General features: G+C 62.5%; 15 protein-coding genes. 6 read left to right on the forward strand and 9 right to left on the reverse strand.

Features of this window, described 5'->3' with window-relative positions; translation table 11 throughout:
- Nucleotides 1-97: 97 nt before the first annotated feature.
- The 5 genes from pcaF to paaF are packed head-to-tail and all read right to left on the reverse strand — an operon-like array spanning nt 98 to nt 4,880.
- Nucleotides 98-1,309 carry a 3-oxoadipyl-CoA thiolase gene (gene pcaF / locus GQ39_RS03730; RefSeq protein ID WP_047527415.1) on the reverse strand — a complete coding sequence of 404 codons (1,212 nt, stop codon included), beginning with the start codon at nt 1,307-1,309 and terminating at the stop codon, nt 98-100.
- Nucleotides 1,302-1,751, reverse strand: coding sequence for a hydroxyphenylacetyl-CoA thioesterase PaaI (paaI, locus tag GQ39_RS03735; protein ID WP_047527417.1), 450 nt, complete (start codon nt 1,749-1,751; stop codon nt 1,302-1,304). Before paaI ends, pcaF begins: the two co-directional genes overlap by 8 nt.
- Nucleotides 1,744-3,261, reverse strand: a complete 1,518-nt coding sequence (paaH, locus tag GQ39_RS03740; protein WP_047527418.1) for a 3-hydroxyacyl-CoA dehydrogenase PaaH — start codon at nt 3,259-3,261, stop codon at nt 1,744-1,746. Before paaH ends, paaI begins: the two co-directional genes overlap by 8 nt.
- A 3-nt stretch (nt 3,262-3,264) precedes the next feature.
- A complete protein-coding gene (paaG, locus tag GQ39_RS03745; RefSeq protein ID WP_047527419.1) occupies nt 3,265-4,056 on the reverse strand; it encodes a 2-(1,2-epoxy-1,2-dihydrophenyl)acetyl-CoA isomerase PaaG in 792 nt (263 codons plus the stop codon).
- 50 nt (nt 4,057-4,106) lie between these two features.
- Complete coding sequence (gene paaF, locus GQ39_RS03750) at nt 4,107-4,880, reverse strand: 2,3-dehydroadipyl-CoA hydratase PaaF (protein WP_047527421.1); 774 nt, start codon at nt 4,878-4,880, stop codon at nt 4,107-4,109.
- A 349-nt stretch (nt 4,881-5,229) separates the two neighbouring features.
- Here paaF and paaY point away from each other — a divergent pair, with 349 nt between their 5' ends.
- The 3 genes from paaY (at nt 5,230) to feaR (ending at nt 7,945) form a co-directional block, all read left to right on the forward strand.
- Entirely contained in the window at nt 5,230-5,823 is a 594-nt protein-coding gene (gene paaY / locus GQ39_RS03755) for a phenylacetic acid degradation protein PaaY (RefSeq protein ID WP_047527423.1), read from the forward strand.
- 178 nt (nt 5,824-6,001) lie between these two features.
- Nucleotides 6,002-6,925, forward strand: a complete 924-nt coding sequence (gene paaX, locus GQ39_RS03760; protein WP_047527425.1) for a phenylacetic acid degradation operon negative regulatory protein PaaX — start codon at nt 6,002-6,004, stop codon at nt 6,923-6,925.
- A gap of 105 nt (nt 6,926-7,030) precedes the next feature.
- On the forward strand, nt 7,031-7,945 hold the full coding sequence (gene feaR / locus GQ39_RS03765; RefSeq protein WP_047538420.1) for a transcriptional regulator FeaR: 915 nt from the start codon (nt 7,031-7,033) through the stop codon (nt 7,943-7,945).
- A 39-nt stretch (nt 7,946-7,984) separates the two neighbouring features.
- Here feaR and GQ39_RS03770 read toward each other — a convergent pair whose 3' ends face one another.
- Complete coding sequence (locus GQ39_RS03770) at nt 7,985-8,728, reverse strand: anti-sigma factor family protein (RefSeq protein ID WP_047527426.1); 744 nt, start codon at nt 8,726-8,728, stop codon at nt 7,985-7,987.
- On the reverse strand, nt 8,721-9,233 hold the full coding sequence (locus GQ39_RS03775) for a sigma-70 family RNA polymerase sigma factor (protein ID WP_047527427.1): 513 nt from the start codon (nt 9,231-9,233) through the stop codon (nt 8,721-8,723). The genes GQ39_RS03770 and GQ39_RS03775 overlap by 8 nt, the downstream gene beginning before the upstream one ends.
- Nucleotides 9,234-9,386: 153 nt before the next feature.
- On the opposite strand from GQ39_RS03775, the gene GQ39_RS03780 reads away from it, so the two are divergent.
- Both GQ39_RS03780 and GQ39_RS03785 read left to right on the forward strand, forming a co-directional pair.
- Nucleotides 9,387-10,355, forward strand: a complete 969-nt coding sequence (locus GQ39_RS03780; protein WP_047527428.1) for a metallophosphoesterase family protein — start codon at nt 9,387-9,389, stop codon at nt 10,353-10,355.
- Between the two features lie 14 nt (nt 10,356-10,369).
- The gene (locus GQ39_RS03785) at nt 10,370-10,678 is read left to right on the forward strand and encodes a cupredoxin domain-containing protein (protein WP_047527430.1); all 309 of its coding nucleotides are present in this window, start codon (nt 10,370-10,372) and stop codon (nt 10,676-10,678) included.
- Nucleotides 10,679-10,791: 113 nt separating this feature from the next.
- Here the strand turns inward: GQ39_RS03785 and tynA are convergent, their stop codons facing one another.
- Nucleotides 10,792-13,080 carry a primary-amine oxidase gene (gene tynA, locus GQ39_RS03790; protein ID WP_047527432.1) on the reverse strand — a complete coding sequence of 763 codons (2,289 nt, stop codon included), beginning with the start codon at nt 13,078-13,080 and terminating at the stop codon, nt 10,792-10,794.
- A 233-nt stretch (nt 13,081-13,313) separates the two neighbouring features.
- Nucleotides 13,314-14,465, reverse strand: coding sequence for an MFS transporter (locus tag GQ39_RS03795; protein ID WP_047527433.1), 1,152 nt, complete (start codon nt 14,463-14,465; stop codon nt 13,314-13,316).
- A 171-nt stretch (nt 14,466-14,636) separates the two neighbouring features.
- On the opposite strand from GQ39_RS03795, the gene GQ39_RS03800 reads away from it, so the two are divergent.
- Nucleotides 14,637-15,629 carry a DeoR family transcriptional regulator gene (locus GQ39_RS03800; protein WP_047527434.1) on the forward strand — a complete coding sequence of 331 codons (993 nt, stop codon included), beginning with the start codon at nt 14,637-14,639 and terminating at the stop codon, nt 15,627-15,629.
- Nucleotides 15,630-15,655: the final 26 nt, after the last annotated feature.

The raw sequence follows: 15,655 nt of genomic DNA on the forward strand, positions 1-15,655 counted from the left end.
CTTCACTCGAATTGTTTTTGTGTTCCAGCCCCTTTGCACAGGGGCTTTGAGTGCATGACCCAAGGATACCTCTCGGCTCCCCGGGAATCGCGGTTCTTTAACGGGAGAGTCGCTCGATGATCAGCGCGATCCCCTGGCCGACGCCGATGCACATGGTGCACAGGGCATAGCGGCCACTCCGTTCCTCAAGCTCATGCAGGGCCGTGGTCACCAGGCGCGCGCCGCTCATGCCCAGTGGATGGCCGAGGGCAATCGCGCCACCGTTGGGGTTGACCCGTGGATCGGTGTCGCTCAAGCCCAGTTCGCGCAGCACCGCCAGGCCTTGTGCGGCAAAGGCTTCGTTGAGTTCGATGACGTCCATGTCCGCCAGGCTCAGGTTGGCCAGTTCCAGCACCTTGCGCGTCGCCGGCACCGGACCGATGCCCATGATGCGTGGCTCGACCCCGGCAGTGGCCATCGCCACCACCCGGCCGCGAGCGGTCAGCCCGTGACGCTTGGCGACTTCCGGGCTGGCCAGTAACAGCGCGCAGGCACCGTCGTTGACCCCGGAAGCGTTGCCGGCGGTGATGCTGCCGCCTTCGCGGAACGGCGTGCCGAGTTTGGCCAACTGCTCAAGGGTAGTGTCGCCGCGCGGGTGTTCATCCTGCTCGACCACTTTGGCCGGGCCTTTGCGCTGGGGGATTTCTACCGCGACGATTTCCCTGGCCAGACGCCCGTTGGCCTGGGCGGCAGCGGCCCGTTGCTGGCTGCGCAGGGCGAAGGCGTCCTGGTCGGCGCGGGAGATGTTGAACTGTTCGGCCACGTTCTCCGCGGTTTCCGGCATGGAGTCGATGCCGAAGGCCTTTTTCATCAGCGGATTGACGAAGCGCCAGCCGATGGTGGTATCGAAAATCTCCGCCTGGCGGGAAAACGCCTGCTCGGCCTTGCCCATCACCAGCGGTGCGCGGGACATCGATTCGACGCCGCCGACCAGCATCAACCCGGCCTCGCCACTGCGAATGGCGCGCGCCGCCGTGCCGACCGCATCCAGCCCGGAACCGCACAGGCGATTGAGGGTGGTGCCGGGCACGCCGACCGGCAACCCGGCCAACAGCGCCGACATGCGCGCGACGTTGCGATTGTCTTCGCCGGCCTGGTTGGCGCAGCCGTAGATCACGTCATCGACACTGCTCCAGTCCACTTGCGGGTGACGCCGCAGTAGTTCGCGCAGCGGCACCGCGCCGAGGTCGTCGGCGCGCACGCTGCTCAAGACTCCGGCGTAGCGACCGATCGGGGTCCGTACCGCATCGATGATCAGGGCGTCATTCATTCGGGTTCTCCTGCGTCAGCACCGGGCCGCGCACTTTGTAGGATTTGCCATGGAACAGGGCGATCAACTGGCCCTGTTGGTTTTCAATGCGTACGTCGTAGTTGCCGGTGCGACCCGAGCGGCTCTGCTCGGTGCAATCGGCGTTCAACGTGTCGCCCAGGCGCGCCGGGGCGATGTAGTCGATGCTGCAACCGATGGCCACGGTGGCTTCGTTGTAGCTGTTGCAGGCAAAGGCGAACGCCGAGTCGGCGAGGGCGAACAGGTAGCCGCCGTGGCAGGTGCCGTGGCCCTGGAGCATGTCGGCGCGCACGGTCATGCCCACCCGGGCGCAGCCGGGGCCGGCGGACAGCAGGCGCATGCCCATGGCCTGGCTGGCGCTGTCACGCAGGAACAGGGCCTGGGCGCAATCGCTGGCCAGGGTCATGGCTTCATGATTAGTCATGGAGGTTTCTCCCTTCGGCGACCCGACGGCGCAACAGCAGCGATGGGCGATAGCGTTCTTCGCCGTAGGCGGCTTGCAGGTTGTCGAGCACGGTAACGATGTGTGCCAGGCCAATGGCATCGGCCCAGGCCAGCGGCCCTTGCGGGTAATTGACCCCGGCACGCATGGCCAGATCGATGTCGGCCGCCGAGGCCACGCCTTGCAGCAGCGCATCCGCCGCCTCGTTGGCCAGCATCGCCACCGTGCGCAGGACCGCCAGTGCCGGGCTGTCGCTGAGCAGGCTGACCTTGAAACCGGCCCGTTGCAGCAGGGCGACGCCTTGTTCGAGGGCCAGTGGATCGATGCCCGCCGCGCAGCTGATGGCGATGCGTTGGGCCTTGCTGTAATCGAGGACCAGATCCAGCAGGATCAGGTTGCGCAGTCCGTCTTCCCGGGCGCGCTGACAGGCCATGCGCCCGTCGCTCAAGGCCAGCACCGCGTCACCGACCCGCAGCAGGCCCAGGCCATCACGCTGGATGATCTCGACGCCTTGTTCGCGCAAACGCGCCAGCAAACCTTGGGCAATGCCGAGGTCGCCTTCAGCAGCGCAAACCTCGACCGTTTCTTCGCTGCTGATTTGAGCGGCTTGCGCACGTTCGGCGCCTTGGGCGTAGCTGTAGAAACCCTGGCCGCTTTTGCGTCCCAGGCGTCCGCCGTCCACCAGCTCCTTCTGGATCAGTGAAGGCAGGAAACGGGTGTCCTGGTAATAGGCATCGAACACCGAGCAGGTCACGGCATAGTTGACGTCGTGGCCGATCAGGTCAGTCAGTTCGAACGCACCCATGGCAAAACCGCCGGCCTCGCGCATCAGCGCATCCAGGGTCGGGCAATCGGCGGCGCCTTCCTGCAACAGGCGCAGGCTCTCGGCGTAGAACGGCCGGGCCACGCGGTTGACGATGAAGCCCGGCGTGGAACGGGTGTGCACCGGTTTTTTGCCCCAGGCTTTGGCTGTCTCGTACAGGCACTCGGCCAGGGTTGGATCGCTGGCCAGGCCGGAAACGATTTCCACCAGCGCCATGACCGGCGCCGGGTTGAAGAAGTGCAGGCCGAGCAGGCGATTTGGGTGATCAAGTTGCGCGGCGATGCTGGTGATCGACAGCGACGACGTGTTGCTGGCCAGGATGCAGTTTTCGGCGCAGATGCCTTCCAGCTGCCGGAACAGCGCGCGTTTGACCTCAAGGTTCTCGACGATGGCCTCGATGATCAGCTCGCAATCGGCCAGCGCTTCAATGGCTTCTACTGCGTGCAGACGGGCAATCGTGGCGCTGCGGGATTCGGCCGAGAGTTTGCCGTTCTCGACCCGTTTGCCCAGTTGCCGGTCGATGCCTTCGATGGCCTGGGCTGCGGCGCCGGGGCGGTTGTCCAGCAGCAACACCGGGTGACCGGCCTGCGCCGCGACCTGTGCAATCCCGGCGCCCATGGCGCCGGCACCGATCACCGCGATGCGTGCGTTGACGTTCAGTGCGGTCATGGCTCAGCGTCCCTTGAAGCTTGGGGTGCGTTTTTCCATGAAGGCACTCACGCCTTCGCGATAGTCCTCGCTGCGTCCGGCCAGGCGTTGCAGATCGCGCTCCAGTTCGAGCTGTTCGTCGAAGCTGTTGCTCAGGCTGGCGTTGAGGCTGCGCTTGATCAGGGCCAGACCGTAGGTCGGTTGCGTGGCCAGGTGTTGCGCGAGCTTCAGCGCTTCGTCGCGCAATTCAGCGTCTTCCACGCAGCGGTAGATCAGCCCCCACTGCTCGGCCTGTTCGGCGGTCAGGCGATTGCCGAGCAGGGCGAGGGCCTTGGCGCGGGCCATGCCGACCAGGCGTGGCAGGGTCCAGGTGCCGCCAGAGTCAGGGATCAGGCCGATCTTGCAGAACGCCTGGATGAAACTGGCCGAGCGTGCCGCCAGTACCAGGTCGCAGGCCAGCGGAATGTTGGCGCCGGCGCCGGCCGCCACGCCATTGACCGCGCAGATCACCGGCATCGGCAGGTCGCGCAGTTGGCGGATCAGCGGGTTGTAGAACTTCTCGATGGATTCGCCCAGGTCCGGCACGGCGCTGCCCGGTGCGACATTGCGGTCGCTGAGGTCTTGTCCGGCACAGAAGCCACGACCTTCGCCGGTCAGCAGCAGCACGCGCACGTCCGGGTTCTGCCGGACTTGCTTGAGCGCTTCCTTCACTTCGCCGTGCATCTGCGTGTTGAAGCTGTTGAGCTGGTCCGGGCGATTGAGGCTGAGCAGGGCAACGCCGGCCTCGATGGAAAACAGAATGTGTTCGAAGTTCATGGTCTTGGCGCTCTCTGAGAGATCGTTCTTTTTTAAAAGGGGCGGGGTGATCACTGGCCGGTGAAGGTCGGCGTGCGTTTTTCCTGGAAGGCGGCAATGCCTTCCTCGCGGTCGCGGGTGCCGGCCAGCACGGTGAAGGCATGGCGCTCGAAGCGCAGGCCGGTGGCCAGGTCGGTGTCCATGGCCTTGAGCAGCGCTTCCTTGGCCAGGCGCACCGCCAGCGGGGCTTTGCCGGCAATGCTGCGGGCGATTTGCAGGGCGCGCTCAACGGTGAGTTCCGGTTGCGTCACTTCGCTGACCAGCCCGGCGCGCTGGGCCTGGCGCGCATCGATCGGCTCGCCGGTCAGGACCATCTGCATGGCCATGGATTTGCCGACGGCACGCAGCAGGCGTTGGGTGCCACCGGCGCCGGGCATGATCCCGAGGTTGATTTCCGGCTGACCGAAGCGGGCGTCCTCACCGGCAATGATGATGTCGGCGTGCATCGCCAGTTCGCAGCCACCGCCGAGGGCGAAGCCATTGACGGCGGCGATCAGTGGTTTGCTGAAGCGGGTGATCGCCTGCCACGAAGCCTGGCGGGGATCGTCGAGGATGCCGACCAGGTCGCGTTCGGCCATTTCCTTGATGTCGGCGCCAGCGGCGAAGGCCTTGCGGCTACCGGTGAGGACCACGGCGCGGGTCTGGGGGTCGGCTTGTGCGGCGCTCAGTTCGTCGGCCAGCTCACCCAGCAATTGGGTGGTCAGGGCGTTCAGGGATTGCGGGCGCTGCAGGGTAATCAGGCGGACGCCGGGCTCGATCAGTTCGACGGCAAGGGTTAGAGGCATGGCGGATGCCCTCACGGTGCACGCTCGGCGGTGATGCCGGCTTGTTATTGGATCGGTCGCAGGAACCGGTTTTGCCCGAGTATACCTGCAACGTGATACGCAAACGCAATACAAAAATAGATTTAATGTGTCCTTTTGTCGTTGCTTCAGTCATTGCATGTCTGCCGGGAGTGGACGCTGATATGCCTGAATGTCGCGATTTTATTGGCTGCTGATCGGGTGGTGGCGGCAGGCGAGTCACCGCGCTGACCGCCCTTTTCAAGTGATACGGTTTTTTGTCTTTGTGCTGGTAAAAGTGATGTGATACAAAATGAGTCATTATTTGCATCGCTTTGTGAAGGAACCTTCCATGACCTGCTACAGCCTTGATGGCCTGACCCCGGTGGTTGACCCCAGTGCCTATGTGCATCCGTCTGCCGTGTTGATCGGTGATGTGATCGTCGGTCCTCATTGCTACGTCGGGCCGCTCGCGAGCCTGCGTGGCGACTTTGGCCGGATCGTCCTGGAGGAGGGCGCCAATCTGCAGGACACCTGCGTGATGCACGGTTTTCCCGACAGTGACACCGTGGTCGAGCGCAATGGCCACATCGGCCACGGTGCCGTGCTGCATGGTTGCCGGATCGGCGCCGACGCACTGGTGGGCATGAATGCGGTGGTGATGGACAACGCGCAGATCGGCCCGCGTTCATTCGTCTCGGCGGCGGCGTTCGTCAAGGCCGGTTTCGAATGCCCCGAGCAGTCGCTGGTGATGGGCGCCCCGGCCAGCGTCAAGCGCAGCCTCAGCGATCAGGAAGTGGCGTGGAAACAGGCAGGCACCCGCGAGTATCAGCAGTTGGCCCGGCGCTGCCTGGAACAGATGCAGGTCTGCGAACCGCTGAGCGAGCCGGAGCCGGATCGCCCGCGCATCAGCGACAGTGGTCTGCGGCCAAAGGGCACGTCGTGAACACAAATCCCCTTGTAGGAGCGAGCTTGCTCGCGAAAAACGCCAGGACAACACGGGTCTTCAGACAGAGCGCGTCATCGTTGACGTCCATCGCGAGCGAGCTCGCTCCTACAGAGGGATTTGCGATTAACAGGCGGACTTTCGGTATATTCGTTTTCTTTTTTCGCTCGGTACGCCCATGTCGTCCCTGACACCTTTGAATCACTTGATTACCCGCTTCCAGGAGCAGACGCCGATCCGCGCCAGCTCCTTGATCATCACGTTGTACGGCGATGCCATCGAGCCTCATGGCGGGACGGTGTGGCTGGGCAGCCTGATTCAGTTGCTCGAACCGATCGGCATCAACGAACGGCTGATCCGCACGTCGATTTTCCGCCTGACCAAGGAAGGCTGGCTGACCGCCGAAAAAGTCGGGCGTCGCAGTTACTACAGCCTGACCGGCACCGGTCGCCGGCGTTTCGACAAGGCGTTCAAACGGGTCTATAGCACCAGCATGCCGGCCTGGGACGGTTCCTGGTGCCTGGTGATGCTGTCGCAGCTGACCCAGGACAAGCGCAAACAAGTGCGTGAAGAACTGGAGTGGCAAGGTTTTGGTGCGATTTCTCCGGCGGTGCTGGCGTGTCCGCGCAGCGACCGCACCGATGTCAACGCGACCCTGATCGACCTCGGCGCCCAGGAAGAAACCATCGTCTTCGAAACCACTGCCCAGGACGTGCTGGCCTCCAAGGCCCTGCGCCTGCAGGTGCGCGAGAGCTGGAACATCGAGGAGCTGGCGACCCATTACAGTGAGTTCATTCAATTGTTCCGGCCGCTCTGGCAAGCGCTTCGCGAGCAGGAGAACCTGCAGCCGGCGGACTGTTTCCTGGCACGGATTCTGCTAATTCATGAATACCGAAAATTGCTGTTGCGCGATCCGCAACTGCCGGACGAGTTGTTGCCCGGTGATTGGGAAGGTCGGGCGGCGCGGCAGTTGTGCCGCAACATTTACCGTTTGATTTACGCCAAGGCCGAGGAGTGGCTGAACGCTGCGCTGGAAACGGCCGACGGCCCGTTGCCGGATGTGGGGGAAAGCTTTTACCGGCGTTTTGGCGGACTCAAGTAGCACGTCATGGTGCAGGGAGCAGGGTTGTTCAGGAGAGGCGTAGCACCCCGATGTCGTGTGGATTGACGTAGACAATAAAAATAAGCCTGCGTGAGGCCTGACATGATTTCTTCAATAATTGCACAGCGCCAGGATGGGTTCGATCAGTGGATCCATCAGATCAACCAGATCTGTGGCGCCTTCAATGCACAACCGCTGGGCAGCGGGTTTACCGGGCAGATCCGGGAATACCGCAGCGATGCCCTCAAGCTCAGTTTTGTCGATGCCTGTCAGGCGCGCCTGTACCGCACGCCGCAGGAAGTCGCGGCGGGCGAGGGCGGCAAGTACTTCGCAGTGTTCCAGCTCGATGGCTCGGCGGGTATGGCCCAGGGCGACGACAAAGTGTTGCTGTCCGCCGGCGACATCACACTGATCGATGCATCGCGCCCAAGCGACTTCACCTACAGCGAAAACTCCCGACAGTTGTCGCTGATCCTGCCCTACCCATTGGTCGAGCAGACCCTGCGCTTCAACCAGGTCAAGTGCGGTCACCGCATTGCCGCGACATCGCCCATCGCGATGCTGTCGCACCGGTTGATCCTTGATGCCACCCGCCAGCCAAACCTCAGTCGTCAGGAAAGCGAAGCGACCCTGGAAGCGATTGTCAGCCTGCTGCGCCCGGCGATCAGTCAGGCCGACGACTGCACGGATCTGCATGAACGCACCTTCCGCAAGACCCTGAGTTTTATCGACCAGCACATCCGCTCCGAAGAGCTGTGCCCGGAATGGCTGGCGCGAGAAGTGGGCATGTCCACTCGCGGGCTGTACCGGATGTTTGCCAAGAAGGGCCTGGTGGTGGCGCGCTACATCAAGAATCGTCGCCTGGACCTGTGCGCCGAATCCCTGCGCCAATCGGGCAAGGAGCAAAAGTTGTCGGTGCTGGGGTACTCATGGGGTTTTTCCGATTCGAGCTACTTCTCCACGGCGTTCAAGTCACGCTTCGGTATTGCGCCGGGGGAGTATCGCAAGCTGCATGCTTGAGGTCCTTGATCAGATCGCAGCGTTCGATGCTTGGAAGTCCTAGGGTTTGAGCAATTCGCTAAACGCCTCCAGCTCGCCTTTCTCCAGATCGGAAACCATGACGAAGCGCATGTGGTTGGCTTGCCAGGACACGACATTGAAGCCGCGGATCGTCTGACTCTGGCGCGGCTCGTCGGCCTCGGGCGCGGGCGCGGGCAGGATAAACAGATTGATGATGTGCTTGGCCCGGCCATAGCTCAGGGCCGCCGTGGTCTGGTGTTGCAGATAATCCAGGCGCCCGCCCAACAGGGGAAAGCCTTGCGCCGCGTAATCGAACACCGGTGGCGAGAAGTCGAGTTTGCCGGTGAACCAGGGCTTGACGGTGTGGCGGTCGGACGACACCACATCGTTCAGATGCTCGCCCATCAACGAGCGAACGTGACTGGAAACCGCCTCGTCCATCAACGGCTGCTCGCTGCCGGGTGTCGCCACATACAGCACCATCGCCAAAGCCAGCGCCGCCGCTGAAAAAGCCGGTGCAAACCATTTTCGCCAGCGCTCCAGGGCCCCGGGCGCTGGCGCCTCAGGGGTGGTCACGCGGGCAATCAGTGACGCCGGCGCCGCGTAGTACGGCGCCTTGTGCCTGACGCTGACCTTCAGCAGCTGCGCCTGATCATGTAACCGCGCGCAGGCGGCGCACTCGGCCAGATGCCCGGCCACATTCGCCGCTGTCTCGGGATCAAGTTCCTTGTCCAGATAGCCATGCACCAGCGTCTGGCAAACCGTGCAGTCGAATTCATTCATGGGCGTGCAACTTCAATAGTTCGAGCTTGAGCATGGCGCGAGCCCTGGCCAGCCTCGACATGACGGTACCGATGGGGACGTCGACCACCAGGGCGATGTCCTTGTAAGCCAGGTCTTCGAGTTCTTTCAGAATGATCACCTCACGAAACGCCGGTGGCAGGGCGCACAGGGCTTGCTGGACCAGCGCCGCATTTTCGGTGTGGATGGCCAGCAGTTCCGGGGTCTGGCTGTGGCTCATCGCAGCCTCGTTTTCATCGGATTCGTCGTCGAAAGCGACCCAATGCCGTCCGGCCGAGGCCTTGAGCCAGGTGTAGCTTTCGTTGCGCACGATGGTCAGAAACCAGGCCTTGGCGTTGCCGTCGACGAAGCGGTGCGCAAACCGCAAGGCGCGCAGGGCGCTTTCCTGTACGACATCGTGCGCGGCGCTGTCATTGCCCGTGAGCCAGCGCGCGAGGTTGTAAGCGGCATCCAGGTGCGGCGCAAACAGTTCCTCAAATCGCTTCATAGTGGTTCCCGCACTGTCCCACCCCTATAACTGCGGTGCGTGGCCTTTTATTCCCGGAAAAATTTATTTTTTCGACGGGGAATAAATCCCGGTCCTGCCCGGTTTTACCTCGTGTCAGCTACATCACTGTAGTTCTCCAGCGAGGGAATACCGATGGACATTCAAGCAAAACACCCACTGCGCACCGACGCCCCGTTAAACCCCGACCGCCGGACACTGCTCAAGTGCTCGGCGTGGGCCGGGGCGGGGGTCATCTGGGCCTTGAGCGGCGGCATTCCCCGGGCCTTCGCTCTGGATGACACGGGGAATGTCTCCGACCCCAAGGCGCTGGCCAGCACCTTCCACTTCGTGCAGATCAGCGACTCGCACATCGGTTTCAACAAAGAGGCCAATCCCGATCCGGTGAAGACCTTGCAAGTGGCGATTGACAAGGTCATCGCGCTGCCCAAGCGGCCATCGCTGATCCTGCATACCGGCGATATTACCCACCTGTCCAAACCCGCAGAGTTCGACACCGCCGCACAATTGCTCAAGGCGCTGCCGTCCACCGTGCACTATGTGCCGGGCGAGCACGACACCCTCGACGAGGGCGGCGGCAAGCTCTATCTGGAGCGTTACGGCAAGGGCACCAAAGGCAATGGCTGGTACAGCTTCGACGACCACGGCGTGCATTTCATCGCGCTGGTGAATGTCTTCAACTTCCAGGCTGGCCATGAAGCGACCCTCGGCGCCGATCAACTGGCCTGGCTGGCCGATGACTTGCGTGCGGTGAGCAGCAGCACACCGATTGTCGTGTTCACCCATATTCCATTGTGGACCCTCTATCAGCCGTGGGGCTGGGGCACCGAGGACGGCGATCAGGCGATTGCCATGCTGCGCAAGTACGGTTCGGTGACGGTGCTGAACGGGCACATCCATCAGGTCATCCAGAAGGTCGAGGGCAACATCACCTTCCACACCGCGCGCGGCACCGCCTATCCACAACCGGCACCGGGCACGGCGCCGGCTCCGGGACCGATGACGGTGCCGGCGGATCAATTGCGCAATTACCTGGGGATCACCGATGTGCGAGCGACGCAGGGTGAGCACCCCTTGGCGCTGATCGATTCGACACTGGTTTAGCGGAGGGCATTGGAATGAAAGCGCGATTGTTGGCTGTTGTTTGCGTGTTGCTGTCGATGCCGGTGTGGGCTCAGGAGGTGAAAGTCGATATCAAGGCGTTCATGTTCGGGCCCAAGGATTTGAACGTGGCGGTGGGCACCAAAGTGACCTGGGTGAATGACGACGAAATTCCACACACGGTGGCGGAAACCCACAAGCTGTTTCGCTCCGGGGCGCTGGATACCGGTGACAGCTATTCCTGGGTGTTCAATACACCGGGGGAGTATGAGTATTTCTGTGCACTGCATCCGCAGATGCTGGGGAAGATTGTGGTCAGCCAATGAACGGACCGATGTAACCCTGTAGGAGCGAGCCTGCTCGCGATGGAGTATCAGCAACATAGATGTCGCCTGACACACCATCGCGAGCAGGCTCGCTCCTACAGCGGGGATGTACGTTATTTGGGTGCGTTGAGGTTCAGCGTCGGCGTTTCATCGAAGAAGTTCCACGGCTTGAGCAGCACGTGCACCCACTCGGTCGGCATGATCGGCCACTCTTCGGCGCGGGCGATGTGGGTGGTGCCAGTGGTCAGCCACACGACATCGTCGGTGTTTTCGATGGAGTGGTTGTCCTGGGTGAACTGCCCCAGGCCCGAGTCTTTATCCGAGCGATTCGGGTACTTGCCTTCCGGGTATTTCTCCTCCGGGTTGTATTGCGTCACCCACAGTTGCTTGTCCATGAAGCTCAGGCGGTGATACAGCCATTCGTCCTTGCCGAAGTTGGCGCCCTTGGCCACCGGGTGTGTGCCGCCGGCATAGGGAATCAACTGATAGGACACCGGGTTGCCGACCTTGTTTTCCTTGCTGAAGTTGGTCAGCAGGCGAACGGTCGACGGGTCGAATTTCTGCGCCGCCTGTTGCTCGGTGCTGACCACTTTGGTTTCGGTCTGCATGGTGCTGGTGCGCGGTCCGCCACGGTCGTTCGGGGCAATGACCGGATTCACCTCCACCAGCGAGTTGCTTTCACCGTCCACGTCCATGTCGAGGCGGAAGTTGTAGATGTGCTGGTGGGTGGTGCCGACGATGTTGTGATCGAGCAGGGTGCCGTAACGGGTGTCTTCCTTGGCGGTGTCCTCGTGCATGGTCTTGGATTTCACACCCTTGACCGCTTCGATGCCGGTGGCGCCGGCGTCGATGCCGATGGTGCCGTTCTGCTGGAAGACCCAGTCGAAGATGTAGTCATAGTTGCCGACCGTGCTGATCCAGCGCACCACCAGTTCCCGGCGTTCGGTACTGAGGTTGGGCTGGCCCATTTCCTGGTGTTTGTACTCGGGGCCGGCGTAGCGTTCGAACACCGCCATGGCGCGCGGGATCGCCGTCGGGGCGCCGGTGTAGTCGGCGATGGTGGCGTCCAGCAGCACGGCGTTTTCCGGGGCGTCTTTGCCCCGGGCGATCGGCGAGGTCAGGGTGCCCATGCCGTAGTCGCCCGAATCCAGGTAGGCCTTGAAGTACCAGCCGACATCCGGATCGCCATACGGCACGATCATGCCGCCCAGCGAACCCTCGTACATGATTTTGCGTTTCTTGCCCTTGTCGTCATAGGTGACGGTGGACAGGATCGGCCCGACCCGCGAGTCGAGGCGAACATGGAAATCCCAGTTCTGCCAGTGAATGCTGTTGCCGGTGATGGTGTAGTTCTTGCCCTCGGGCTCGGTGATTTCCAGCGGCTTGACCGCCACGCCCTTGCGTCCGCGACCGTCATACGGCGTCGGCTTCATCGGCACCGGGATAAGCGCTTCGTCTTCGATCTTGATGAGTTTCTTCTGCTCCAGATCGACAATCGCCACCAGGCCTTCGATCGGATGCGCCCAATAGTTGCCGTCATCGGTATTGAGGTAGCTGACGATTTTCAGCAGGCGCTTGTCCTGGGCCAGGCCGTCCTTGCCGTCGAAGTAGCCGACGGTCAACGGTGTCGCGACGACCTTTTTCACATCGGTGATGCCGCGCTTGGCCAGGGCTTCTGCGTATTCCGGGCTGGTCTCGACGGCGGATTGCACCGTGGCGAAGTCGTCCAGCAGCACCATGCCATGGGCACCTTCAATCGGCTTCCAGGATTTCAGTTCCTTGCTGTCGAGATCGACCAGCGCTTCGATCACGTGCTTGCCGTCCAGCACCACGATATTGGCCTGGCGCGGCTGGTCGACCTTCTGCCCGGTGTAGACGAAGTTCCACACCTGATCTTTCGGCGGCTCCTTGACCGAGACTTCGGTGAAGCGCAAACCAGGCTGGTAATGCTCGGACTTCTTGACGATGTCCACCGCCGAGGTGATTTCGTCCGCGCTCAGGGGATTGAGCGGGTTAGGGCGGGTTTCGACGACAAAGGTTTTGTCCAGGCCGGACTGGAACACCTGGTTGATGAAGTCCTTGGACATGAAGGCGGTCTTGCCCTTGAACACCACCGGCACCGTCAGCGCCATGGGCTTGCCGTTGAGCATGGCCACTTTGCTGTTCGGCTTGACCTTGAGGTAGACCCCGTCCTTGGCAATGGTGAACAGGTTGGAATAGTCGTCCCATTTGACCGTGGCGCCAAACTCCTCAAGGCCCGCCTGCAGCGGCACCATTTCGGCGTGACCGCCGTGGGCCTGGGCATTGCCTGCCCAATAAGGCAGGCTGAGGGTGCCCAGGGTGATCGCCAGGGCGAGCCGGGCAAGCGGTTTTCTGTTTCGCAACGCAAGGGAGGTGAACATTCTGGGTTCCTTCGAAAAAGCCGGTGACAGCACACCAGTACTTTGCAACAGCCCGGCGATGGCTGCTTTTGGATGCCTGCCAAAATCCTTTGGCTCTGTGCCGCAATCAGCTTTCCCGACTGGCGAGGGCTTGGCAAGCGGATATAGCGCTTTGCCATCGCGCCCCCGCACGTTAACGGGAAGCGTTTATGAACGACATGGCTCAACCGTAGCGGGCTTGCCAGCGATGCTTTTCAGGCCTTCAACACCTTCCCGCCAATGGCCACCGCCACCAGCAGCACCGCCATCAAGCCAAAGGCAAAGCTCAAACTGCTGCCATGGGCGATGAAGCCGATCACCGCAGGCCCCGCGAGAATGCCGGCGTAACCGAGGGTGGTGATGGCCGGTACGGCGATGCTTTGCGGCATGACCGTCTGCTTGCCCACTGCGGTGTACAGCACCGGCACAATGTTCGAACAGCCTGCGCCCAGCAACGCATACCCCAGCAGTGCCGACTCCCAGCCCGGTGCGAATGTCGCCAGAAACAGACCGGCCGCGGCCGTCAGTCCGCCGAATACAATGACCCGTGTGGCGCCAAGGCGACGCACGATCGAATCACCGGTCAATCGTCCCGCCGTCATGGTCAGGGCAAACGCCGCGTAACCCAATCCGGCATAGGCCTTGTCGATTCCACGCTCCTGGGCCAGGAACACCGCGCTCCAGTCGAGGGCCGCGCCTTCGGCGAGGAATACGATGAAACACATCACGCCGATGAACAGCACGATGCCGTGGGGAACGGCAAACGCCGGTCCCGAGCTGTCGCTGCCATAGGGCAGCAGATGCGGCGCGGCTTTGGCCAGGGCGATCAGCAGAATCACGATCACCACCAACGTTGCGCCCAGCGGTGAAATCCCGAGACCGAGCAGCCCGCTGACGCCGGCCGCTCCGACGATCCCGCCGAGGCTGAACAGGCCATGAAAACCCGACATCATGTTCTTGCCGCTGGCCCGTTCGACGATCACTGCTTGCAGGTTCACCGTGGAATCCACCGTGCCGAGTCCGGCACCGAAGATGAACAACGCCGCGATCAGGGCCGGAATCGATGACACCGTTGCCAGCAGTGGCAGCGCCAGACAGATCAGCAAGGTGCCGCCGGTGGCCACTTTGCGACAGCCAAAACGCGAGGCGAGCATTCCGGCCATGGGCATCGCCAGAATCGAGCCCACGCCCAGACACAGGAGCAACAGACCGAGCGTGCCTTCATCCAGCCCGGCCCGGGCCTTGGCATACGGCACCAGTGGCGCCCACGCGGCGATGCCGAACCCGGCGATGAAAAAGGCGATGCGCGTGGACATTTGTTCCAGTCGCCCCGGCACGAATGAGGTCTGGGTGTTGAGGTTGGTCATATCGATCCTTGGCCAAAAAAAACGTCGCGATTCCAAGGGACAGTGATCCGCCTGCAAGGGTTCGATCAGTGTCCGCCAGGCTTGCGCTCAAACAGGCTGACATCCTTGCACAGCCAGAGTGTGTTTCGCGATATGTTGAGGCAGTCCAATCATTCCAGCAGGGAGGGCGCCATGGCGCGGATGTACGATGCACGGGGCAATATCTATATCGTTGTGGCGCCCGAGGCGTTGCGCCAACAGGGTATCGCCGTACCCGATCAGGCCGGCCACGCCGCGCAAACCCGCGAGGTCTGGGCGTTGGCGGCCATTGCGGCGTACTGTGGCTGGGCCCCGGGTACGCAACCACCTGGTAGCAAAGACCATTGCAGCGATGGTCTGTTGGTCGGCCCGTTCCAGTCGTCGCCGCCGTTTGATCTGCTGATCGTCAACACCGACGGCACACTGGCCGAGCGCAGTGGCAACGGGCTGACGATTTTCTCCCAGGCGCTCAGCGACCAGGGGTTTTTACCCAGCGATGACCCTTGCGTGCTCAGGGTTCACCACGACAAATCCGACACGCCTTCACCGGGCCAGACGTCCGTGAAAGCCGCGCAAGTCGAGGGTGTCCAGGGTTTCTGGCTTGACTTGGGCCAACCTGGGTTCGGGCCGGCGGCGGTCAGCGCGGCGGGCATGGACACGGTGCTGTTGAACGGGCGCGAACTCAGCCACGTTCAACAACTGTCAGCACTCAATGGCGCCTGGTCACGCAGCCAGTTCGTGCGGCTCGGCAATCCGCATTGCGTGACCCTGGTCGACAGCGCGGACGCGTTGCCGGGCAATGAGCAAATGCGCGAGCCGGCGTTGGGCGAAGGGCTGACGCGTATTGCCTATGCCATGCCGACCGGTGCCGGGCGGCCTTGCCCGGCGGGTATCAATCTGCAATGGGCGATGCGGCTGTCCCCAGGGCACATCGCCGCGCGTGTGTTCGAGCGCGGGGAGGGGCCGACGGCGTCCTCGGGTACCAGTGCCAGTGCGGTGGCGTGTGCGGCATGGCGGGTTGGTTGGGTCGATGCGGGGGAGGTGAAGGTGACGATGCCGGGTGGGACGGCGCCGATTCTGCTGGAGGAAGAGCGGGGGGCGTTGAGTCGGGTGAGCCTGTTTGGCACGGCTCGGTTGGTGAGTTGACTGGGCCTGCGTCATCGTCGGAACGC

Source organism: Pseudomonas sp. 11/12A, from assembly GCF_000800055.1.
GTDB lineage: Bacteria > Pseudomonadota > Gammaproteobacteria > Pseudomonadales > Pseudomonadaceae > Aquipseudomonas > Aquipseudomonas mohnii.